Raw genomic sequence first — 21,101 nt, 5'->3', positions numbered from 1 at the left:
TTCTATTTTTAAATTAAGATTCTGATGCAGGTTTTTGATCTTTTCATTTTGAAAGAGGATGTCTTTTTCAAGGACTCTTTTTTTGCTTCTAAAATTTCTCTTTGTTTTTCAGCATCCTTCTTCTCGCTTTTCTTTGTAGTCCAGATGTTTAATGCAATAAGCGCTATGGTAATCACGATCAGACAACACATCAGCAGGGTTAAAAACTGCTTTTTCTGATGGATTTTAATCTCATAATCATACCGTTCATTAATGCTTTTAATAACATTTTTATTTAAGAGATCTGAAGTTTTCTGGATATTCTCGCTGTTTTCATCATCAAATTCATGATTCAGCATAACCAGCTTTCCTGATACCTCTTTCAGACGCTGAATATCATTGTTTGCAGAATAGTATTTCTGAACAATTTCATTAACCATAATCTTATGATAAGTATCCGTGAGAAAAGGTTCAGTATGGAGAAGGTAATCGACAATTTGTCTCTGTTCAGCTTTTTGCCCGGTGACAGCATAGAGATCATAAAGTCTCTCAGAAGCGATAATCAGTTGAGGAAAGAGTTCTTTTTTGTTTTTGCAATATTCAAACTCTCCGGTAAGCAAATTTTCAGCGGACGTATAATCTTTCAACTGATAATAGTAAAACCCCAGACTTCCCTTCATATCCATCAGAAAATCAGACTCCTCTTTTGTCAGGTTGTTTTTACTTTCCAAAATATCTATGCCTTTTTGAGTTTCCTGAAGCGCTTTCCCGATATTGTTGAGTTTAGCATAAGTCAATCCAAAATTGTTATGCATTGAAGCAGTATAAAGGTAATCTTCCGGCCTGAAGCTTTTTAACGCTTTATTAAAATAGTACAGCGCAGAAGTGTAGGATTTACTATTATAATAAAGCCTCCCTTTCATATGATAAAGATGTCCGCTATAATGTAGTGCGGTTAAGGTTTTATTAAAAATAATTGCTTCATCTATGAAATGCATTGCCAGCTCCGGAGAAGTCTTTTCCAATTGAATGGATACATTATAATAAGAGGTCATCGAAATATATTCATACCTGTTATTATTCAGTTTGAGCAGTTCATACACAAGCGGAATTTGCTTATTTGTATTATTCCGGTATAAGAATAACTCTACATATTTTGAACTTATAAGATATTGTTCATCTCCACTTTTTTTATATTTTCCGAGCTCTTGCTGCTGAAGTTGAGAAATTTTAGCCGGATAATCAACAATAGGTTTAAGCTCCTTTGTTAACTCATGAAAATAGTCGTTACCCGTAACTTCAGGACGTGGAGACATTGATATGCATAAGAAGCAAAAGATAGATAACAGCGTCTTCATAATGATTCATTTTAATTTCGGGCGTAAGCTTTTCGAATATATTGAAAATATGGCATAAAGATCAAGCCAGTCAAAAATAGAAAATTATATACCATAAATATATATATAGTTGTTTTTTTACACACATACCTCAACCAGACAACATAAAATTCTAAATAAATCAATTATTACAAAATGATTGGCAATCAAGCTAATTTAATGAATTCATATTTAACACTTGTAAAACACAACACATTTAAAAACAATATCTTACAATTAAAATGCTAACAATTTGTTTTAAAATTAACTGTTTCTGCTAACAACTATTAACTTAATATTTGGTTCATAATTTCTTCGGATACGTTTATTTTGTACAAAATATTTCACAAAACACATATACTGAAAAGGGTCATTTACCTATGGAATAAATGATGAAAAAAATTCTATTCCACTACCTTTTTTTATTCCATCCCAAATTTTAGTTCCCAACATCAATTGACGGATATCCTTGATTTTTGATCTCAATGATTAAAAAATACTGGCGTATTACTGTCGATAGACTGGGATGCATTTTAAGTAAAAAAAGTATCAGGATGAACAATGATTAGAGCATATGAAAAAAAAAATTATTTCATTTTTTATTGTACTGTGTATTGCCGGATTGAGTAAAGTTCGGGCACAGGACAGTGATGGAGACGGGATCACCAACATCACAGATCTGGATGACGACAATGACGGAATTCCGGACGTTAGCGAGGGCTACTGCTCCAATTCTCTATTTGATGCCGGATGGTTTGGAAATGTTCCAACTGCCACTCAGAACCAGGATGGTTTTTGGGCATCAGCCCCTAATAATCCGGCCTCAATTACCTATGGCGGAGCCCATAATAATGCAGTTGTCAATAGTTCAAACCCTTTTATCTTCAGTACAGGGTTAACTTCTTCCACCAATGGAGGAACTCTTTCCCGCTGGCTTATTACAGGCGTTAACACCCTTACTTTAGCCGGTGCAAAAGCAGGTAATGACTACGCGCAATACAGCTTTACAACACCAGCTGTACTAACAGGTTACAGAGAATTTTCAAAATTCGGATGGGGAGATCAGAATGACAATGGCAACTATAAAGTGGGCGTTGAAGTCTCAACCAATGGGTTTTCGACTGCAGGAACATTACTGGTGCAGGACTTTCAGATTGTGGACGGTACAGGATCAGGTTATGAGTACAAGGTAACAACAGCTTTGCTCAACGCGGTAAAATTACTGCCTAATACCACCTACACATTCCGGGTGTACATTTATGGCGCTGATACTTCCACCACCACGGTCGCTTATGAAGACTTTCAGTTCGGCACCTGCCTTTCAACAGATACAGACAATGACAGTATACCCGACTTTCTGGATCTGGATTCCGATAATGATGGCTGTGCAGACGCTATAGAAGGTGATGAAAACGTGACCACTTCCCTACTGGTAACTGCCGGCGGATCTGTGACAGCAGGAACAGGTTCAGTAGCAGCTAATGAGAATTTATGTGCAGCAGGTACCTGTGTCAATGCTCAGGGAATACCCAACACGGTAAATTCAGGAGGTATAGCTGATATTGGAAATGATGCGGGGCAAGGATCAGGATCTTCGGGAAATGCATTGATCAACGCATGCATCTGCTATAAACCATCAGTTACTTCAGGAACAGTTTTAAATACCCTTCAGGGAATTACCTCACTGGGAAGAGCCAGAGGCAGTGAAAACTGGCCGGCAGTCCGAAAAGGGGCATGGACAGCCCTGGAAGCAAAGACAAAAGGATTTGTTCCCAACCGATTAACAACAGTTCAGAAAAATGCATTGATCCCGGTAGAAGGAATGATGGTATATGATACCACACTGGATTGCCTGAGTATCTATGACGGTTCAGGATGGAAGTGTTTCAACAACCAGACATGTCCGGATATTTTATAAACAATCAACGAAAAAGTAAATGATTATGAGAAATCTATTATCCATCCCATTCCTTTTTATGCTCTGGAATGTTAAGGCTCAGGTAGCCATAGGAAAAACGTCGATAACCAATACCTCCGTATCTCTGGAATTCGGAACTGCAAACAGAGGGATGATCCTTCCGTGGGTAAGTTCGGCAGCAAGTGTAACAGGAGCGGTGAACGGAACGATGGTCTACGATCTCTCTGATCATAAAATAAAGGTAAAATATTCTTCTGCCTGGAAAGACTTGTCCATCGATACCACAGGTTCAACAGTAGATCCTGTAACAAATACAGATGGAGTTTTAATCCAAAATTCAGCCGCTGAAATTACCGCTGCAAAAGTGGCTATCGGCACACGATCTCCGACACCAGGAATTCTGGTATTGGAAGACTCCAATAAAGCTATGATTTTACCAAAAGTCGCCAATCCCTATCTCAATATCATTAATCCCGCAGCCGGAATGATTGTTTTTGATACCACGAAAAAAATGCTGGCGGTTTTTAACGGAAAAGTCTGGAGTTTCTGGAAACCTTAAAAACAGATTATAATACAATGATCAAAGTGCTTCAGCCAGTAGCCTGCCTATACTACATGAATCCACCTGCTGCTCCGGCTGGAGATTTTAAGGAGCTAAAATTTAAATTAGAAGGGTTATGAAAAATTTTGAACACATCCATATTGGTAATTTAATTAAAAAGAGAAAGGAAGAGCTACATATTGATATCCAACGTATTTGCAACTTTTTTGAAAATACAGAAGAAGCTATTGAAGAAATGTATGAATCTGAGAGCCTGGACACAAAAACAGTACTAAGATGGAGTAAACTTCTGGAATATGATTTTTTCAGAATTTATTCCCAACACCTTATTTTGTTTTCGCCTCCTTCTGCAGAGGGCAAAATTCAGAAACAAGCCAGCCATTTACCCCAATTCAGAAAAAACATTTATACAAAAGAAATAATAGATTTCATTGTAGCATTGATAGAAACGAACGAAAAAACGAAAAATCAGGTTATTGAGGAATACAGAATTCCTAAAACAACCCTGCACAAATGGATCACCAAGTATAAAAAAGAAGAATAGTTATCCATCGTTGAGATCATTAAAGCACTTATAAAACCACCCAATACACTGCTAAGGAATGAACAATTTATCACCAGATTATAAACGCATTTACACTGATATTATTAATAAAAACCATCCTGAAAAAAGGGAACTCTGTCAGAAAATTTTGGAGAAAAGTGAGTTGTCCATTCTGGATATTCTCAAGTTAAATGCACTGATATTTACCAATGCCGGAAGAGAAACTCTTAAATCCAATCAGCAGCTTCGATCCTACGACAAAAGTACGATCTGTGAAATTTTAGAATATCAACGTAAAAATAATTACACCAACCATCAGCTGGCCCTGCATTTTAAATTGAGCAAAAACACAATCACCAAATGGAAAAAATTATTCCCTGATCTTTAGTTGTTAGACGATAGATAGATAGATAGATAGATAGATAGATAGATAGACTCTTTTAGTTTGTAAGGTTTGTTATTTTTTTAATTGGAGCAAAGGATGATCCAAGATTCAGCTATTAAACATCAAAATATTATGAAAAAATTACTTTTTACAGCAAGTTTTTTTTCTTTTTTAATCTTTAATTCTCAAAGTATTAATTTAGAAGAATTTGCAAGCGGATTTAACAATCCCGTTGAAATCACCAATGCCAACGACAGCAGACTGTTTGTGGTACAGCAGGATGGAATAATAAAAATTGTACAACCCAATGGAAGTATTGTTCCCACCAATTACCTGAACATCAGTTCGAAGATTCTTTTTGACGGAGGAGAACGGGGACTTTTGGGACTGGCTTTCCATCCGCAATATGCAACAAATGGCTATTTTTTTGTGTACTATAACAATTCTGCAGGGAATATCATTGTTGCCCGATATACGGTAAGCTCAGACCCGAATATTGCTGATCCTACCACCGAAAAAATTCTGCTGAACATCCCCAAACCATTTGACAATCATAACGGTGGAAGCATTCATTTTGCCCCTGATGGAAATTTATGGGTAGTCACCGGTGACGGAGGATATGGAGGAGACCCTTACAACAATGCTCAAAATAAAAATTCTCTTCTGGGAAAAATGCTCCGGATCGATGTGAATTCAACAGGACCTTATGCTATTCCTGCCGGAAACCCTTTTGCCGCCGCAGGAGTTGCCGGAGCGGATGAAATATGGTCTTACGGACTTAGAAATGCATGGAAATGGTCTTTTGATCTTACCACAGGGAATGTGATGATTGCTGATGTAGGACAAAACCAGATCGAAGAAATTAACAGAATGCCGATCACACAGTCAGGAATCAATTACGGATGGCGTTGCTACGAAGGCAACAGCACGTATAATAATGGAGGATGTGCAGCATCTGGCACCATGACTTTTCCGGTCTCTGTTTATGATCATTCCGGAGGTAAATGTTCGGTTACGGGAGGCTACGTTTACAGAGGAAATCTCTACCCTTCCCTCCAAGGGAAATACTTTTTCGCTGATTACTGCTCCACTCAGATCGGTATGCTCAATCCTGACAATTCCATTACCTGGACTCCGGCTTATACGGGAAATAATTTTTCAACCTTTGGACAGGATAGTCAGAAAGAATTGTATGTCGCTGCGGTGAATAACGGAAAAATATATAAAATCAAGACATCCACACTTTCTACTCAGGAAAATACTGCATTGAGCCCAATCAGAATCTATCCCAATCCTGCTTCCGGAAAAATCTTTATTGATGGATTAAATAACAAAAAAATATCTGCAGAAATAATCAATGCAGAAGGAAGAAGAGTATTGGAAAATGCAGCAGTCAACAACGATAGCAGCATTGATATTTCAGAAATACCTTCAGGAGTTTATTACCTTCTTTTAAAATCAGGTGAGCTGAAATCTTACAGTCAGAAGATAATCATTAAATAATTGATTAAAGCCTCAACCGTTAATGATTGAGGCTTTAAAATCAAAAATAAGACCGGCCGTTTTATAAAATCCTAGCCATTGAATTTCGAAATATCCTGCTTAAGGTTATTGCTGCTGAACCCTGATTGTACTCCAGCCAGTTTTTTAAGCATCCCCTTAAATATAATTCCGTGAAATGGTAAAACAGAATACCAGTAAAGTCTTCCTGATATTCCATGAGGTCTGAATACCGCTTTCTGCCAAAGTTTTCCTCTGTACAATTTAAACACAAGCCATGCTTCTCCGGGCAATTTCATTTCTGCAAAAAGAATCAATTTACCTTCCGTACGGTCAGCATACAACACCCTCCAGAAATCCAGCGCATCGCCTTCATGAAGCCGTTGCGGATGTGTTCTTCCTCTTCTCAGTCCCGGACCCCCAACCAGTACATCAAGAAACCCCCGGATCTTCCACAAACCCTGCCCGTACCAGCCATTATTACCTCCAAGGCTAAAGACCCTGTCAAGACATTTTTCACGATCGTCATAAGCGATACTTCGAAGATCGGTAAAACATCCAAAATGAGGCACTTCCATGAATTCTTTCAGACTGGCATCTCTTCTGCTGCTGATGAAACTGTCCTTCCAGCTGGAAATAATTTCGTTAGCCTGAATTTTAGCCAGTGTTCTTCGCAAAGCGGTTTCATAGGAGAAAGGCTGAATTCCGGTAATTCTTTTAATTTCAGAAAGACTTTCACGCCTGCAGATCACTTCAATTTTCATACTTCCTACCAATGCTGAAGCAAGATTGTATGAGGTAGAAGTGATAAAGTACAGCCAATAGGATGAAAGCTTGGGAGTCATGACCGGTAATGTGTAAATATACCTTTTCAGTCCTCTTACTTTTGCGTATTCGGAAAGTATCTGTTTGTAGGTCAGAACATCATCACAACCAATATCAAAACTTTTATGATAAGACTCTTCTTTAAACAAGACAAATATCAGAAAATCCAGAACATTGGCGATTCCTATAGGCTGACACTTTGTATCGAGCCATCTTGGAGCAACCATCACAGGCAGTTTTTCTACCAGATCTCTGATGATTTCAAAAGAAGCACTTCCTGATCCGATAATGATCCCCGCCCGAAGGACGGTAACGGGAACTTTACATTCCATCAGTGTTTTTTCAACCTGATATCTGGAACTGAGGTGTCTGGATAATTCTTTTTCATTAACCAGCCCCGACAGATACACAATATGCTCACACTGCGTTTTTTCTATAATCTGTGCAAAATTTTCAGCACAGATCTTTTCAGAATTCTCATAATCATCCGTATTGCTCATGGAATGCATCAGATAATAAGCTCCGGAGATATCTTCAGGAATAGTACCAAGTGTTTCAGGTTTCAGAAAATCTACTTCAATGACATCAATGAGTGATTCATCGATATCCAGACTTTTCGAAAACCGGCTTGCATCCCTGCAACAACAGACCACTTTATAGCCCTGTGCGGCAATAACGCTTATCATTCTTTTGCCGATATATCCGGTAGCTCCTGTAAGCAATATTTTTTTCATGAGTTCTTTATTATGAGGGTTATGCAACCGTCCGTTTTACTTTCTTATAAGCTCCCTGTTACAGTTTTTCAAGAAGATGACCAAAATAGTCTTTCTTGGTGATCAGGTAATCTTCATTCACCTCATTGGAATCGATCTCCAAAGGAATCCTTTTGCCCAATACGATTCCTGTGTTTTCGAGAGATTTCAGCTTTTCCGGATTGTTGGTGAGTAAATTGACATGATCTACTTTTAAGATCTTAAGCATTTCTATAGCCACATCAAAATTTCTGCCATCAGCAGGAAGACCCAGTTTTAAATTCGCTTCTACAGTATCAAAACCTTCTTCCTGCAGAGCATAGGCTTTTAACTTATTAATGATTCCAATATTTCTTCCCTCCTGTCTGAGATAAATAATGATTCCTCCATTTTCAGACATAAATTTCATGGCGGCATCAAGTTGCTGCCCGCATTCACATTTTTTGGAGTGAAACACTTCACCCGTGATGCATTCGGAATGAAAACGGACATTAACTGTACGGCTGAAATCTGTATTTTCTGCAACCCAAACCAGATGAGGGCTCCAGTCTTCCTCATTTTCAGAAAAAGCGTATACCGTAAACATTCCAAAATCCGTAGGTATATGAGACTGTGCTTGTATCTTCAACATAATTTATTATTTAAATGATCTACATAGTACAAATTTATACTTTATTTTGATTAAAAGTAAAAATATTTACTAATTTTGTCGTAAATAAATTCTATCATGAAAGAAGAAAATGCGGTTACCCACGAAATGATATTGGAGCTTTATGGTGACTATATCCTGAATCACAGCGAGAGACCCAAGAACATCTATCTTTTTGCCAAGGACAACGGATTTGATGAAAAAGACTTTTATCATTATTTTTCAAATTTTGACCAAATTGAAAAAGAAATGCTGGATCACCTTTTCAGGAAGTCTCTGGATCTCACCGCTGAAATCAGTGAATCGGGAGAAATATCTGCCAAAGAGAGGCTGCTCAATACCTATTTCATATTTTTTGAAAACCTTACAATGAACAGATCATTGGTTTTGATGCTTTTAGGAAAAGAAAAAATACAAGGCATAAAAGTCCTCCAGAACCTCCGCGAAACTCATCGCCAGTTTATGAAAACTCTTGATTTCAACACCTGGGAGATCTTTGAAAAAGCGAAAGAAAACATCATGAATTTCAACGAAAAATCAAGACAGGAAGTGCTTTGGCTTCACTTGGTTTCGTGTATAGAATTCTGGAAAAAAGACACCTCTCCGGATTTTGAAAAAACAGATCTTTTCATAGAAAAAACGGTAGATACAGGATTTGAACTGATCGACAATGAACCGTTGAGAAAAATGGTTGATCTGGGGAAATTTTTGTGGAAAGAAAAATTCAAAATACGCTAGGATGAAAACATTAGATAAAATACCTACAGGGAAGATAGAAAGAACAGGCAGCCTGCTGAAAGCCGGAGCTAAAGTGGGTGCCAATTACCTGAAATACTACGGAAATAAAATCACCAAAGACGAAGAACAAGCACGAAAAATCCTCAATCAGGATAACGCTTCTGACATCTACGATTCTCTGAAAGAACTTAAGGGTTCTGCCCTGAAAGTTGCCCAGATGCTGAGTATGGAAAAAAATATGCTTCCGGTAGAATATGTAGAGAAATTTTCTCTTTCGCAGTTTTCTGTTCCGCCCCTTTCCGGAGCTTTGGTGAAGAAAACCTTCCGAAAATATTTTGGCAAAAATCCTGAAGATCTCTTTGACGAATTTTCTTCAGAGTCTGTGAATGCAGCAAGCATAGGACAGGTTCATAAAGCAAAAAAAGGGGGCCAAAACCTTGCCGTAAAAATACAGTATCCTGGCGTCCGTGAGAGTATTTCCAGCGATCTGAAAATGGTAAAACCAATTGCCATGAAAATGTTCAATATCAAAAAAGAAGGTTCAGAATCCTATTTTCAGGAAGTAGAAGATAAATTGTACGAAGAAACCAATTATCATCTGGAACTTGAACGAAGTCAGCAATTCTCTGAAAGTTGCAGCCATCTTCCCAATATCCTTTTTCCAGCCTATTATCCGGAATATTCCTGTGAAAAAATTATTACCATGGACTGGATGTCCGGATTGCATCTGTCTGAGTTTACCCGTAAGCTCAATGCTCAGCAGGACCTCAACAAAATTGGGCAGACGTTGTGGGATTTCTATATGTATCAGATGCATGTTTTGAAAAAAGTACATGCAGATCCGCATCCCGGAAATTTTCTGGTTTCTGAAGATCAGCAATTACTGGTCATCGATTTCGGATGTATCAAAGAAATTCCAGATGATTTTTATATCCCTTACTTTGAGCTGGCTAAAGAGGAAAACCTGAAAAATCCACAAATATTCAGGGAAAAGCTTTATGCCCTTGAAATCCTGCGTCATGAAGACAGTCACGAAGAAAAAGAATTTTTCGCCCAGTTGTTTTACGAACTTCTTGAGCTGTTTACAAGGCCTTTCAACCAGGAAACATTTGATTTTTCCAATGAAGAGTTTTTCCGTGAAATTGCAGATCTCGGACAGCGGTATTCAAAGATCAGCAACATAAAAGGAATGAACACCAACCGTGGATCAAGACATTTTATTTATCTGAACAGAACTTTTTTCGGACTCTATCATATGATGCACGATCTGAAAGCACAGGATGTTGTCATCAATCATTATCTGAATTTTATAAAACCATAAGATATGCCATCCGGATTGCCATCAAAAATATGTGAAAGCTGCGGCCTTCCATTCAACTGGCGCAAAAAATGGAAAAAGAACTGGAGTGAAGTTAAATATTGCAGCGAAAGATGTCGGAAAAACAAAAAACAAAAAGTTTAACGGTAGAACAGAAAGACCGTATCATCGAAATGGCGTGGGAAGACCGAACGCCTTTTGAAGCGATTGATTTTCAGTTTAAAATGCGCGAATCTGAAGTGATTGAGCTGATGCGTTCGGAGCTCAGACCTTCAAGTTTCAGACTTTGGAGAAAACGGGTAAACTCGGGAGTAAGCCAGAAACACAGCAAAAAAAGGAGTACGGAAATCGACCGGTTCAAATGTACCAGACAACGATTGATCAGTAACAATAAAATTTCAAAACGATGAGTCTCTCTGGCTGACTCAAAAGAGCATTTAATCTGTTTTGAACTTACTAAAAACCCATTATTAAAAATATGAAAAATACAGTCATTATAGGATGCGGAAAAGGAATCGGGCTGGCCACGGCACAATTACTCTCTGAAAAACAAAATATTATCGGTATTTCAAGGAGCAGCAGCCCTGAATTACAGAATCTTAACATCGAGTTTCATGAAATGGACGTCATCTCCGGAAATCTGGATAACATTGACTTCCCTGAAGTCATAGACGGGTTAGTGTATGCCCCGGGAACCATTAATCTTAAACCATTCAACCGCCTGACTCCTGATGATTTTAGGCATGATTTTGAAGTTAATGTTCTTGGAGCGGTTAAGTGCATTCAGAAACTCCTCCCGAATCTTAAAAAATCAGGAAATTCATCGATTGTTCTCTACAGCTCTGTAGCGGCCAAACTGGGAATGCCTTTTCACGCTTCTGTTTCTGCCAGTAAAAATGCAGTAGAAGGACTTACGAAAAGTCTTGCGGCAGAATATGCTGCTCAGAAAATAAGAGTGAATGCCATTGCTCCTTCTCTGACAGATACTTCCCTGGCATCACAGCTTCTTTCGACTCCGGAAAAGCGGGAGGCTTCCTCTAAAAGACATCCGCTTCAAAGAATTGGAAGTGCAGAAGAAATCGCAGAGATGACCGCATTTCTACTTTCTGATCAGGCTTCATGGATAACAGGCCAGATCTTTGGAGTGGATGGCGGAATGAGCAATATCAGGCTGTAATTTTGAACAGGAAAACTAAACTTATATCTTTACCCCAAATTATATTATGAATACTGATTTTTTTATTGATCTGCTCCTGCAAGTGAAGGATTTTGAGAATTCGGAGGCCTGCAAACCCAATTCTAAGGTGGACGACTTCCGTAGGTGGATGAATGATAAAAAATACAGGGAAGAAAGTCCTACCAAGCTTTTAAAAAATGAAAAGCATCAGGTTTCATTTACTGAGAATGAGATCTGTAAACAAGTCCTGCTTCTCAGCAGATACTCCAAGCAGCTGATCAGAAAAGGATTGGGAGATTTCCCGGAGCTTGCCAATGAAGAGTTCACGTATCTTTACCGGCTGAAAGACGAGCGTGATCTGACGAAGATCCAGCTTATAGAAAGAAACGGACACGAAAAACAGACCGGAACGCAAATCATTAAACGCCTTTTGGAATACGGCTTGGTTGAAGAAAAAAATGATATGGAAGACAAGAGAAGCAAAAGGCTGAACATTACTCCAAAAGGCGAAGAAATTTTTCATCAATCGGTTGAAAAAGTAAATATTACCTCTAAAATTCTTTCCGGAAAATTAGAAGAGGAAGAAAAAAATGAACTGTTACAGATATTGAAAAAACTGAATGAATTCCATGCTCACCTCTATCAGGAGCACAAAAATTCCGATATAGACAAGATTATTCAATTTGTGAAATAGTTTAAAAATATTTTTTTTGTTTTAGAATTCTTCTGAAGAGCCTTTCAATCACTATTCATCAATCATATTAATATTTTGATTGGAAATTAATCAATAAAATAGTAAGTTTACTATATACAACTAACGAAATACGATTAACCTCATGATTACATGTAAAAATTGCGGAAATAATTTCGAAGGAAATTTTTGCAATCATTGCGGACAGTCTTCTAAAACATCAAGAATCAACCTGGATTTTCTATGGGAGGACATTCAGCATGGAATCTTTCACTATGACAAAGGAATTGTATTTTCCGGAAAGAGCATGTTTCTTAAACCCGGCTCTATCATCAAAGAATATATCGATGGCAAGCGCGTGGGCCATTTCAGGCCAATCAGTCTTTCTCTTGTATTGGCGGGTATTTACGCATTAATTTATCATCTTCTTACTATCAATTTATTAACTTCAGATGATAAAGCCTCAATCGAGTTATATAACAAGGTTTTTGAACATTACTATTGGTTTGTTTTCATCACTATCCCACTTATCTCTTTAGCAACGGCGCTGGCGTTTAGAAAAAAAAGTGAGTACAATTTTTATGAAATCTTCATTCTGGAATCATTTAAAGCTTCACAGAGATTGATCGTCCATATCTTGTTTTTGCCTGTACTCTATTTTTTCAATTCCACTAAATCTGTACAAAATATCACGAACTTACTGATGATCATTGATTTTGGCTTAATTTTATGGACAAACTTACAGTTTTTCAATAAACTTTCATGGACTAATGTGTTGATTCGGTCATTGATAGGCTATGTCGTTTATTTCTTAATGGTTCTGCTTTTGGCTGTAGTTTTACTTTTATTGCTCGGATTTGATATGGATGCATAAATTCCTATAAAATATAAGAAAACCACCAGAACAGAAGTCATGGTGGTTTTTCATTTTTGTAATCAAGACACGGTAACTCCAAAAAAATGGCCTATCAAAGCAGTAATTCCCATGGCAACTGTTCCCCAGAAACAGATTCTCAGGACTGCAATTCCTATTTTAGAGCCTCCTGTTTTAGCAGAAATTGCGCCCAGAATCATCAGGAAAACAATTGAAAATCCATATTGAAAGTATACCATCTGACCAATTGGCGCGGCTAATGAAACAAGAAAAGGCAATAATGCACCCAAGGCAAAGGATCCAAACGAAGCCACCGCTGCCTGTAAGGGTTTTGCCTGAGTAATTTCATTAATTCCCAACTCATCATGAGCATGGGCTGCCAGAGCATCGTGGTCTGTAAGTTCCTGAGCAACCTGCAAAGCCGTTTCTTTACTTACGCCTCTTTTTTCATAGATTTTGGCGAGTTCTTTTAATTCTATTTCGGGCATCTCTTCCAGTTCTCTTTTCTCTCGCAGGAGATCAGCTTTCTCAGTATCTTCCTGTGAACTTACCGAGACATATTCCCCTGCAGCCATGGACATGGCTCCCGCAATCATTCCTGCCAAAGCAGCAAGGATAATGGTATTGCGTTCAGGTGCTGCAGCTGCAACCCCAATCACAATACTCGTCGTTGACAGTAAACCGTCATTGGCCCCTAAAACAGCGGCACGAAGCCATCCTACTCTATTAACGTAATGTTTTTCTAATGGATGATGCATATTAAAAGTTTAAAACCATACCTGCTCCCCAATTTTTGGATTCGAGAACAGGATATATTAATGTTATATTTTTAGATTCCTTGCTGGTAAATAATTTATTTACCGTTGGAAACAACCAGTAAGCCAATTCTGTACTTAAGATTCCAAATCCGGCACCCGCTACCACATCTCCTACCCAATGCTTGTTATTGAGTGTTCTGTATACGCCTTTAAAAACAGCCACAGGATATCCGGCAAGCGAAAGCCAAAAGTTTTCATCCTGATACTCTCTGAAAAGAAAATGGGCTGATGAAAAAGCCGCTGCCGTATGTCCGGACGGAAATGAAAGTGAATTCGAACCATCAGGGCGTTCTTCTTTGACCAGATGTTTTAGAGGCAGTACGAATGCTGCAGAAATTAATTGGGATGTTCCATAAATTATCGTCCTTTCTTTCAACCCGTGCTTACCTTTTATTCCTGCAAGATTAAATCCATAAACCATAACTGCCGGCAGATATTGGGTATAATTATCCAGCTTGATGTGTTTAGGCTGATGTTCTCCAATTTCATATCGGGTAGAATTATTCAGGCTTTTAAGATCATCTGAAAGTAAACTTGCGACACCATATCCGATAAAAACTGCCGGTATGATCAGCTTCTTATAGCTGGGCTTATATGCTTTGTCATTGTATGATAAAGCATGGACTGAGGATGCAGAAGAATCTGCTTTCATCTGCCCGTTGCAAAAAACGGAGCAGACTAAAGCAGTTAAAATGCTGGTTACTAATTTCATGGTTACTATTTGAACCTTAAATTTAATGAAATAATATCAGATTTCATTCCTACAGATTTTGTATAATGCCCATACCGGATTTCCAGCATCGTAAGACGCTCAACACCAAATAACCCGTTCTTCGGACTAAAGCGAATTCCTGCCCCGTAAAAATGACTGTCAAACTTCGACAGATCATAATTACTTGTATAATAGTCATCGAAAGCGGTATGTTCCTGATAAGGAGCGAAATATTTGGTCCCTGTTTGGGTATAGTACCTGTAAAAAGGACTTACTGAAATGAAAGGTGATATTTTCACAGGAGTTTCCAAACTGAATGTATTTGATTTTAATCCCCAGTCATCTGTATAATAGCGGTAGTAGGCTCTCAGAATCACTTTATCTCCCAGAAAATAATTAGCTCTTATTCCTAGTGGAAGTTTAAATCTCTTATCCGGTAATGCTTCCTGATGCACCGAATTGTCTGTAAAATAAACCCTGTGGAAAGGTAAGCTTAAAAAACCGGTCTGCTGAACTCCATCTGCCAGCAACTCGATCTGAAAATTATGGTTAATAATCTGGGAATAAGATAAGGAAAGAGCAAAGGTATTTCTGCCACTTGTTCCGTAATTGTCATGTTCACCTCCCGTATTTCCCCCGGTTCTTAATTCTATGGGAGTCACCAGTTTTACCTGATCCAGATAGGCCTGAAACTTCGCTGTAAATTCACCCATTTTATTGGGTGTTTTCTGTGAAAAACCAATATTGGCACCATAAGACTGGTAGTCAAATTCTGTTGAAAATGAAGCTCCGGCCATCAGTGTAGTTCCCTTGCTTTCGTTCTCCCGACTCCAGGTCAGTGCAGGATAAATCCTATTGTCTGAGTGAGATGCTGAAGAATTGGCTTTAAGATCAATCATATCTGAGGATGCTGAAGTATAGTGATCTATTCCGACACTGAAATTAAATTTATTTTTCCTGTCCTTTTTGTCATACTTCACCATGGTGACATCGATGGTATTGGAGATATCAGTAAGTTTTTCGGAACCTACTCCTCCCGTTACGGCTGAATTATTTCCATCCTGATGATAATAGCTTGAAACTAAGTTAGCTTCATCAAACGTAAGCTTCTTAGGCTGTTCGCTGTTGGTATTCTGCTGTGCTTTTGCATTGAAAAATCCAAAAAGAGCAACAATACTTATTATAATTTTTTTCATTTTAAATCACAATTAAATTGTATAATCCCTTTTTTTAGTTACAACCGCATCCTCCACCTACTTTTCCGGAATTCGCTCCGGAAGATCCTTCTCTGTAGGATTGAAAGCTCAGCTCTGTTTTTTCAATGGTTCTGTTTCCCAGGGCCATTTCGGCATCATTCAGTTTATTTTTTTCGTATTCTTTTACAACGGTACAGGAATGCATTGACTCCATTGCCGTAATCATACCTATTCCTATGATTATTTTTATAAGAAACTTTTTCATTTGAAATTAATGTTTTGAGATGAATAAATCTGGTTTTGTTCATCAATGATGATACATTCCAGGTGATTGATCTGATTGACCAGATGTAATGCCGCTTCAATCCCCATAATACTTACAGGAGTGGCCATTGCATCGGCAATTTCAGCATTTGGACAAAAGATGGTTACACTTTTAACTCCAGAAACCGGCATTCCCGATTTCGGATTGATGGTATGGGAATATTTTTTACCATTGATTACAGCAAATTTTTCATAATTCCCCGAGGTTGCCACTGCCCTGTCTGTGATCGTCATATAAGAAAATGGCTGTTTTGCATTGTCAGGATCAGCAATTCCAATGGTCCACGGCTTTCCATTCGCCTGGTGTCCCCAGGCTGTCAGATCGCCGGAAGCATTAACAATTCCGGACCTTACCCCGCTTTCCTGAAGCAGCCTTTTAGCCATTTCGGCAGCATATCCTTTTCCGATGCCACCGAACCCGATACGCATTCCTTTTTCCTTAAGAAATACGGTCTGATTTTCCCGATCGAGGTGAATATTTTTGTAGTTGACCAGTTTTAAATGCTCCAAGATCAGTTCAGGATTAGGAAGCTGCTGCATTTCGCGGTCGAAATTCCAGAAACTTTTATCAATACCTCCGTAAGAAATATCAAAATATCCGTCTGTAATCTTACTGATCTTCAAACTTCTTTCAATAAGCTCAAACACTTCCAAATCTACTTTTACCGGCTGTATTCCAGCATTTTGATTGATAAGATGAGTCTGGCTTTCCTCACTGAAAGTTGTGAGCAATTGCTCAATTCTCTGAATCTCCCTGATTGCCACATCAATATGCTGATGAGCTTTTTTTTCATCATCACCTACAACGGTAATTTCAAAGGCATTGCCCATTAGCCTTTGAGCCCTTTTGAATTCTTTTAACATTTTATCGAGTTTGCTGTTGCTGCAGATCCCTGATTTCTTTACTGAAAGCCAAAGCATTTTCAGACGGAAGACCTTCCCATTTTTTTACTACTTTTCCATCACTGTCCAATAGAAGCGTATAGGGAAATAATCCCTTTGGATTGTATTGGTCGGCCAGTGAAGCATTTTCTTTTTTTATGTCAGATGAAAGCTGATTTTTTTTATTTCTCGGAAAATCTGCATTGATATACACTATGATTTTATCTGATCGAAGCTTGCTGAAATCTTCTGTTTCAATGATGTTCTTATGAAGTTTAATGCATGGAATACACCAGTCTGAACCTGAAAAACTGAGCAATATAAGTTCTTTGTTTTCCATTGCTTCTTTCTTTGCGTTTTCGAGACGGTTTTGAGCATTCATACCCATAGAAAACATAACCATCATAATGGCTGATATGATTGTTTTCATTATTTTAAATTTTATACGGATTGATAATGACTGAGGCAAAATTTCCCCAGAAAAGATGATTTGACCGCATGACAGCCAAATAAATTGATGCTATTTATGAGAATAAATACCTTGGAGGCTCCCAAACAGAACTGAGAAAGCCTTTATAGCAAAAGTCTTCATCTTTTGATGGAATTTTATGGGATTTCATTTGTTTAAAACCAACATTTTTTAAATCAAAAATAAATCTTTGACCGATAGTAAAAACCAATGAAAGCGGGATACTGTGAATAATGAACGGTAATTTCTGATCTTTACTATAATCGCCATCTTTAACAGGATGATCATAGTGGGTTTTCAAAAATGCAGTAAGAGACATTTCAGGATTTAATGTCTTATGTTCCCAATAATGCTCTATAAGGGCCGGAATTTTCAAAAGCTGATATACTTCGGTCGTAGAGACCAAATACAAAGATAATAACAATATGGAAATCAAATTTTTCACTCAATCAAAATTATGAAATGTTTTCTTAAGAATGATTTTAAATAAACCATAGTAGAGAAAAAAAATATTTTTTTTTCAGACGCAATTCATAGGAAAAATAGCACTTTAAAATCTATTTTATCTATTTAAAATAATTCTAAATTAGGTGAAAATAAAATTCTCCACAACCTTCTTCGATAAAGACTTTCCGTGACATCGTTCAAAATAATCAGATACAAATTAGGTAGAAATACTGAATGACAGGTACCACATTCTGATTAATTTTGAGTCAACAAAAACTGATAACTATGGACCGCTTAAAAAAAACCAGCCATTTCTGAAAAAGGAAAAAGGTTCTGCAAAGGTATCAAAAATGACCTGCACGCTACGATTTCATCACTGATGTCTTCCCTATACCGGAAGATTGACGATACTTTAACCATCAAATTTTAACGAAATGATTATTATTAACAAAATCCTCAACGTCGACGATTATTATTTCGACGTGTTTATGTCTGTCTCGGAAGCACTGACCGGATTTCCTGTCAATGAATTACAGTCAACAGGTCTGGCAGAAACCTATTACACTCACATTTTAAAAAAACTGGAAGCTGCCACTTTCGAAGAATTCCTTACGGTTTCGATGAATATATTTGAAAAATCATCGAGCCCGGAGCAGCTAAAAGCAGCAATCGCCTCAGAAATCATGGACAATCCCGGAATGAACGAGATGGCAGTCCAGGTGATCACCCTTTGGTATCTTGGAACATGGGAAGGTGCTTATATCAATGACCTTTCTTATCAGGAAGGATTGGTTTGGAACGTCATGCACGCCCATCCACCGGGAGCCAAACAACCCGGATTTAAATCATGGGCTATTCAACCAGTAAACAGCAACCTATGAATCAGACAGACAATAAAAAAGATGTGATCATCGTAGGAACGGGAATCGCAGGATCACTGATCGCCAAACTTCTGACCGATCATGTATTTGATACGGAAAAGGGTAAAATGATTCACCGGTTGGATGCCAAAAAACCAGAGAATATCCGTGAATTATCTGTACTAATGTTTGAAGCCGGGTTACAAGCCGGTATTAAACTGGACTCGGTATCGTCAATGACGAATTATACAGAATATATCCGTACTTTTTATACAGAGGCCGCGAAAGTTCCGAATTCACCGTATCCTAAACTGAAACCGGCACCTTCGCCCAATATTCTGGATATGGAAAAAATTGTACCTCCGTTTCCGGATAAAAAAGGATATCTGGTTCAGTTCGGACCGATGCCATTTGCCAGTGACGCCATCAGAGTGGGAGGCGGAACAACCCTTCACTGGCTGGGAACAACACCAAGAATGCTTCCCAATGATTTCAGGCTCACCAAAAAGTACGGAATTGAAATCAACAAACCTGATTCTACTGAAAAAGCGCCTATCGACTGGCCCATAGATTACGAAACATTAAAACCTTATTATGAAATGGCTGAATTTGAGATCGGTGTTTCAGGTGATGTTTCTAAACAGGAATACCCCATTTCTGAAAGTAGAGAACAGTATTATGGGGATTATGTTTTTCCGATGGAAGAAATTCCACAGAGTTATATGGATCATAAGATCATGAATGGTCTTGCGGGAACCAGTGTAACATTAAATTCTGAAGAGATTCCATTGTTGATGGTTCCTTCTCCGCAGGGAAGAAATTCTATCCCGAATCCAAAATACGGAAAAACAAAAATAATTAAAGCTGAAACCCAGTCCTCCGGATACAAGCTGGTTTTAGACCGCTCGGAAAAAGTTGAATACAAAGCGCTTGGCTCAGTATGGAATCCTTATATGGGCGAACGTTGCGAAGGAAATGCCTCATGTGTTCCTATCTGTCCGGTTCAGGCCAAGTATAATGCGTTAAAAACATTGAAAAAAGCATTATACAAGATGAATGAAAAAGAAAATCTTAAACGTCACCCGTATCTTGAGATCAAAGCTCAGAGTGTTGTCTACAGGTTAAGTGTGGATCCCGCGGATCAGGATAAGATTTCAAAAGTTCATGTAAGAAGATATGTCTCAAAAGATAAGACAGATTTCGTTGAAGAGGTTATTAATACTTCAGATTCCATCGTCATCCTTGCAGCGAATGCTTTTGAAAATCCAAAAATTTTACTGAATTCAAAATATACGGTGATCGAAAAGGGACAAAAAGTTGAAAAAACGGCAGCCAACCGCAGTGATCAGGTGGGAAGAAATCTCATGGACCATATGGTCATGCTGACCTGGGGACTTTTCCCCGAGCCTGTCTACCCCTACAGAGGTCCCGGTTCCACCACCAACATCTCCTCTTTCCGTGATGGAAATTTCAGAAGTGATTTTTCAGCGTGGATTTCGCCGCTTGACAACTGGGGATGGAGCTGGCCTGCATTCTCTCCGGGATCCGATCTTTCAGCATTTCTAAAGGATGGTCTTTTCGGAGCAGAATTGAAAGAGGCTTTGGCGACCAGACTTTCAAGACAGGTATTATTCCATTTTGAGATTGAACAGCTTCCAAATCCCAACAACAGAGTAACGATCAACGATCAGTATATGGATCCTTTGGGAATTCCCCGTCCGGTTATCCATTATGAACTCACAGAATACGAAAAAAAAGCCATGCAACAGGCAAAACTGGCCTCCGACCAGATGTTTAAAAAATTAGGGATCGAAGATTGTACCGAATATACTGAAAAAGATAAAAACACCTTCCTATATGATAAGGTGAGATATTCCTACAACGGAGCAGGACATATCGTTGGGACGCACAGAATGGGTTCCAATCCGGATGATTCGGTCACGAACAGCTATTGTAAAGCCTGGGACCACCCGAATTTATACGTCGTCGGAGCAGGAAATATGACTACGCTGGGAACATCCAATCCTACTTTAACTCTATCCGCATTCACGATCCGTTCGGTAGAATCTATTCTGGCTGATCTGGAAATCCAATTAAAAAAATAA

24 protein-coding genes are annotated in these 21,101 nt (G+C 38.3%); 14 read left to right on the top strand and 10 right to left on the bottom strand.

Annotated features, from left to right (window positions below):
* Nucleotides 1-8: 8 nt before the first annotated feature.
* Nucleotides 9-1,337 (bottom strand): tetratricopeptide repeat protein, encoded by a 1,329-nt coding sequence (locus EG346_RS17160; protein ID WP_123880352.1) that lies wholly within the window; start codon nucleotides 1,335-1,337, stop codon nucleotides 9-11.
* Nucleotides 1,338-1,929: 592 nt separating this feature from the next.
* Here EG346_RS17160 and EG346_RS17155 point away from each other — a divergent pair.
* The 5 genes from EG346_RS17155 to EG346_RS17135 all read left to right on the top strand — a co-directional run bounded on the left by EG346_RS17155 (nucleotide 1,930) and on the right by EG346_RS17135 (nucleotide 6,267).
* Nucleotides 1,930-3,273, top strand: a complete 1,344-nt coding sequence (locus EG346_RS17155) for a thrombospondin type 3 repeat-containing protein (RefSeq protein ID WP_123880350.1) — start codon at nucleotides 1,930-1,932, stop codon at nucleotides 3,271-3,273.
* A 25-nt stretch (nucleotides 3,274-3,298) separates the two neighbouring features.
* Nucleotides 3,299-3,832, top strand: coding sequence for a phage tail-like protein (locus tag EG346_RS17150; protein ID WP_123880348.1), 534 nt, complete (start codon nucleotides 3,299-3,301; stop codon nucleotides 3,830-3,832).
* Between the two features lie 118 nt (nucleotides 3,833-3,950).
* The gene (locus tag EG346_RS17145) at nucleotides 3,951-4,379 is read left to right on the top strand and encodes a transposase (protein WP_123880346.1); all 429 of its coding nucleotides are present in this window, start codon (nucleotides 3,951-3,953) and stop codon (nucleotides 4,377-4,379) included.
* 58 nt (nucleotides 4,380-4,437) lie between these two features.
* On the top strand, nucleotides 4,438-4,767 hold the full coding sequence (locus EG346_RS17140; protein WP_073332526.1) for a helix-turn-helix domain-containing protein: 330 nt from the start codon (nucleotides 4,438-4,440) through the stop codon (nucleotides 4,765-4,767).
* Between the two features lie 129 nt (nucleotides 4,768-4,896).
* On the top strand, nucleotides 4,897-6,267 hold the full coding sequence (locus EG346_RS17135) for a PQQ-dependent sugar dehydrogenase (protein WP_123880344.1): 1,371 nt from the start codon (nucleotides 4,897-4,899) through the stop codon (nucleotides 6,265-6,267).
* 71 nt (nucleotides 6,268-6,338) lie between these two features.
* On the opposite strand, the gene EG346_RS17130 is transcribed toward EG346_RS17135, so the two are convergent.
* The gene (locus EG346_RS17130) at nucleotides 6,339-7,823 is read right to left on the bottom strand and encodes an SDR family oxidoreductase (protein ID WP_123880342.1); all 1,485 of its coding nucleotides are present in this window, start codon (nucleotides 7,821-7,823) and stop codon (nucleotides 6,339-6,341) included.
* Between the two features lie 58 nt (nucleotides 7,824-7,881).
* The gene (ribA, locus tag EG346_RS17125) at nucleotides 7,882-8,472 is read right to left on the bottom strand and encodes a GTP cyclohydrolase II (RefSeq protein ID WP_123880340.1); all 591 of its coding nucleotides are present in this window, start codon (nucleotides 8,470-8,472) and stop codon (nucleotides 7,882-7,884) included.
* 96 nt (nucleotides 8,473-8,568) lie between these two features.
* Between ribA and EG346_RS17120 the strand changes: the two genes are divergently transcribed.
* From EG346_RS17120 to EG346_RS17090, 7 genes are all read left to right on the top strand, one after another.
* Nucleotides 8,569-9,228 carry a TetR/AcrR family transcriptional regulator gene (locus EG346_RS17120; protein ID WP_123880338.1) on the top strand — a complete coding sequence of 220 codons (660 nt, stop codon included), beginning with the start codon at nucleotides 8,569-8,571 and terminating at the stop codon, nucleotides 9,226-9,228.
* 1 nt (nucleotide 9,229) lies between these two features.
* Nucleotides 9,230-10,549, top strand: coding sequence for an ABC1 kinase family protein (locus EG346_RS17115; RefSeq protein WP_123880336.1), 1,320 nt, complete (start codon nucleotides 9,230-9,232; stop codon nucleotides 10,547-10,549).
* 3 nt (nucleotides 10,550-10,552) lie between these two features.
* The gene (locus EG346_RS17110) at nucleotides 10,553-10,690 is read left to right on the top strand and encodes a DUF2256 domain-containing protein (RefSeq protein WP_073332541.1); all 138 of its coding nucleotides are present in this window, start codon (nucleotides 10,553-10,555) and stop codon (nucleotides 10,688-10,690) included.
* Nucleotides 10,660-10,956 carry a TIGR03643 family protein gene (locus EG346_RS17105; RefSeq protein WP_073332543.1) on the top strand — a complete coding sequence of 99 codons (297 nt, stop codon included), beginning with the start codon at nucleotides 10,660-10,662 and terminating at the stop codon, nucleotides 10,954-10,956. Before EG346_RS17110 ends, EG346_RS17105 begins: the two co-directional genes overlap by 31 nt.
* 68 nt (nucleotides 10,957-11,024) lie before the next feature.
* Nucleotides 11,025-11,723, top strand: coding sequence for an SDR family NAD(P)-dependent oxidoreductase (locus EG346_RS17100; RefSeq protein WP_123880334.1), 699 nt, complete (start codon nucleotides 11,025-11,027; stop codon nucleotides 11,721-11,723).
* 46 nt (nucleotides 11,724-11,769) lie between these two features.
* Nucleotides 11,770-12,417, top strand: coding sequence for a MarR family winged helix-turn-helix transcriptional regulator (locus EG346_RS17095; RefSeq protein WP_073332548.1), 648 nt, complete (start codon nucleotides 11,770-11,772; stop codon nucleotides 12,415-12,417).
* 142 nt (nucleotides 12,418-12,559) lie between these two features.
* A complete protein-coding gene (locus tag EG346_RS17090) occupies nucleotides 12,560-13,288 on the top strand; it encodes a DUF3667 domain-containing protein (RefSeq protein ID WP_123880332.1) in 729 nt (242 codons plus the stop codon).
* A 62-nt stretch (nucleotides 13,289-13,350) separates the two neighbouring features.
* Here EG346_RS17090 and EG346_RS17085 read toward each other — a convergent pair whose 3' ends face one another.
* From EG346_RS17085 to EG346_RS17055, 7 genes are all read right to left on the bottom strand, one after another.
* Complete coding sequence (locus EG346_RS17085) at nucleotides 13,351-14,046, bottom strand: VIT1/CCC1 transporter family protein (protein ID WP_123880330.1); 696 nt, start codon at nucleotides 14,044-14,046, stop codon at nucleotides 13,351-13,353.
* A 1-nt stretch (nucleotide 14,047) separates the two neighbouring features.
* The gene (locus EG346_RS17080; protein WP_123880328.1) at nucleotides 14,048-14,818 is read right to left on the bottom strand and encodes a phosphatase PAP2 family protein; all 771 of its coding nucleotides are present in this window, start codon (nucleotides 14,816-14,818) and stop codon (nucleotides 14,048-14,050) included.
* A 5-nt stretch (nucleotides 14,819-14,823) separates the two neighbouring features.
* A complete protein-coding gene (locus EG346_RS17075; protein ID WP_123880326.1) occupies nucleotides 14,824-16,014 on the bottom strand; it encodes a DUF3570 domain-containing protein in 1,191 nt (396 codons plus the stop codon).
* 34 nt (nucleotides 16,015-16,048) lie between these two features.
* Nucleotides 16,049-16,279, bottom strand: coding sequence for a DUF4266 domain-containing protein (locus EG346_RS17070; protein ID WP_123880324.1), 231 nt, complete (start codon nucleotides 16,277-16,279; stop codon nucleotides 16,049-16,051).
* The gene (locus EG346_RS17065; protein ID WP_123880322.1) at nucleotides 16,276-17,202 is read right to left on the bottom strand and encodes an FAD:protein FMN transferase; all 927 of its coding nucleotides are present in this window, start codon (nucleotides 17,200-17,202) and stop codon (nucleotides 16,276-16,278) included. Before EG346_RS17065 ends, EG346_RS17070 begins: the two co-directional genes overlap by 4 nt.
* A 1-nt stretch (nucleotide 17,203) precedes the next feature.
* Complete coding sequence (locus EG346_RS17060) at nucleotides 17,204-17,650, bottom strand: thioredoxin family protein (protein ID WP_123880320.1); 447 nt, start codon at nucleotides 17,648-17,650, stop codon at nucleotides 17,204-17,206.
* 94 nt (nucleotides 17,651-17,744) lie between these two features.
* A complete protein-coding gene (locus tag EG346_RS17055) occupies nucleotides 17,745-18,134 on the bottom strand; it encodes a hypothetical protein (RefSeq protein ID WP_123880318.1) in 390 nt (129 codons plus the stop codon).
* A gap of 436 nt (nucleotides 18,135-18,570) precedes the next feature.
* On the opposite strand from EG346_RS17055, the gene EG346_RS17050 reads away from it, so the two are divergent.
* The gene (locus EG346_RS17050; protein WP_073332570.1) at nucleotides 18,571-19,017 is read left to right on the top strand and encodes a sugar dehydrogenase complex small subunit; all 447 of its coding nucleotides are present in this window, start codon (nucleotides 18,571-18,573) and stop codon (nucleotides 19,015-19,017) included.
* The gene (locus EG346_RS17045) at nucleotides 19,014-21,101 is read left to right on the top strand and encodes a GMC oxidoreductase (RefSeq protein WP_123880316.1); all 2,088 of its coding nucleotides are present in this window, start codon (nucleotides 19,014-19,016) and stop codon (nucleotides 21,099-21,101) included. Before EG346_RS17050 ends, EG346_RS17045 begins: the two co-directional genes overlap by 4 nt.

The organism is Chryseobacterium carnipullorum (genome assembly GCF_003815695.1).
Taxonomy (GTDB): Bacteria; Bacteroidota; Bacteroidia; order Flavobacteriales; family Weeksellaceae; genus Chryseobacterium; species Chryseobacterium carnipullorum.
Note: the sequence above shows the minus strand (reverse complement) of the source record. Positions and strands in the feature narration are given on the sequence as shown.

Coding starts and splice junctions, on each gene's coding strand:
- EG346_RS17130 (WP_123880342.1), bottom strand. CDS start 7,823: ATGAAAAAAATATTGCTTACAGGAGCTACCGGATATATCGGCAAAAGA.
- EG346_RS17120 (WP_123880338.1), top strand. CDS start 8,569: ATGAAAGAAGAAAATGCGGTTACCCACGAAATGATATTGGAGCTTTAT.
- EG346_RS17060 (WP_123880320.1), bottom strand. CDS start 17,650: ATGAAAACAATCATATCAGCCATTATGATGGTTATGTTTTCTATGGGT.
- EG346_RS17115 (WP_123880336.1), top strand. CDS start 9,230: ATGAAAACATTAGATAAAATACCTACAGGGAAGATAGAAAGAACAGGC.
- EG346_RS17080 (WP_123880328.1), bottom strand. CDS start 14,818: ATGAAATTAGTAACCAGCATTTTAACTGCTTTAGTCTGCTCCGTTTTT.
- EG346_RS17090 (WP_123880332.1), top strand. CDS start 12,560: ATGATTACATGTAAAAATTGCGGAAATAATTTCGAAGGAAATTTTTGC.
- EG346_RS17050 (WP_073332570.1), top strand. CDS start 18,571: ATGATTATTATTAACAAAATCCTCAACGTCGACGATTATTATTTCGAC.
- EG346_RS17045 (WP_123880316.1), top strand. CDS start 19,014: ATGAATCAGACAGACAATAAAAAAGATGTGATCATCGTAGGAACGGGA.
- EG346_RS17140 (WP_073332526.1), top strand. CDS start 4,438: ATGAACAATTTATCACCAGATTATAAACGCATTTACACTGATATTATT.
- EG346_RS17100 (WP_123880334.1), top strand. CDS start 11,025: ATGAAAAATACAGTCATTATAGGATGCGGAAAAGGAATCGGGCTGGCC.
- EG346_RS17160 (WP_123880352.1), bottom strand. CDS start 1,337: ATGAAGACGCTGTTATCTATCTTTTGCTTCTTATGCATATCAATGTCT.
- EG346_RS17095 (WP_073332548.1), top strand. CDS start 11,770: ATGAATACTGATTTTTTTATTGATCTGCTCCTGCAAGTGAAGGATTTT.
- EG346_RS17105 (WP_073332543.1), top strand. CDS start 10,660: ATGTCGGAAAAACAAAAAACAAAAAGTTTAACGGTAGAACAGAAAGAC.
- EG346_RS17085 (WP_123880330.1), bottom strand. CDS start 14,046: ATGCATCATCCATTAGAAAAACATTACGTTAATAGAGTAGGATGGCTT.
- EG346_RS17155 (WP_123880350.1), top strand. CDS start 1,930: ATGAAAAAAAAAATTATTTCATTTTTTATTGTACTGTGTATTGCCGGA.
- EG346_RS17110 (WP_073332541.1), top strand. CDS start 10,553: ATGCCATCCGGATTGCCATCAAAAATATGTGAAAGCTGCGGCCTTCCA.
- EG346_RS17070 (WP_123880324.1), bottom strand. CDS start 16,279: ATGAAAAAGTTTCTTATAAAAATAATCATAGGAATAGGTATGATTACG.
- EG346_RS17150 (WP_123880348.1), top strand. CDS start 3,299: ATGAGAAATCTATTATCCATCCCATTCCTTTTTATGCTCTGGAATGTT.
- EG346_RS17145 (WP_123880346.1), top strand. CDS start 3,951: ATGAAAAATTTTGAACACATCCATATTGGTAATTTAATTAAAAAGAGA.
- ribA (WP_123880340.1), bottom strand. CDS start 8,472: ATGTTGAAGATACAAGCACAGTCTCATATACCTACGGATTTTGGAATG.
- EG346_RS17135 (WP_123880344.1), top strand. CDS start 4,897: ATGAAAAAATTACTTTTTACAGCAAGTTTTTTTTCTTTTTTAATCTTT.
- EG346_RS17075 (WP_123880326.1), bottom strand. CDS start 16,014: ATGAAAAAAATTATAATAAGTATTGTTGCTCTTTTTGGATTTTTCAAT.
- EG346_RS17065 (WP_123880322.1), bottom strand. CDS start 17,202: ATGTTAAAAGAATTCAAAAGGGCTCAAAGGCTAATGGGCAATGCCTTT.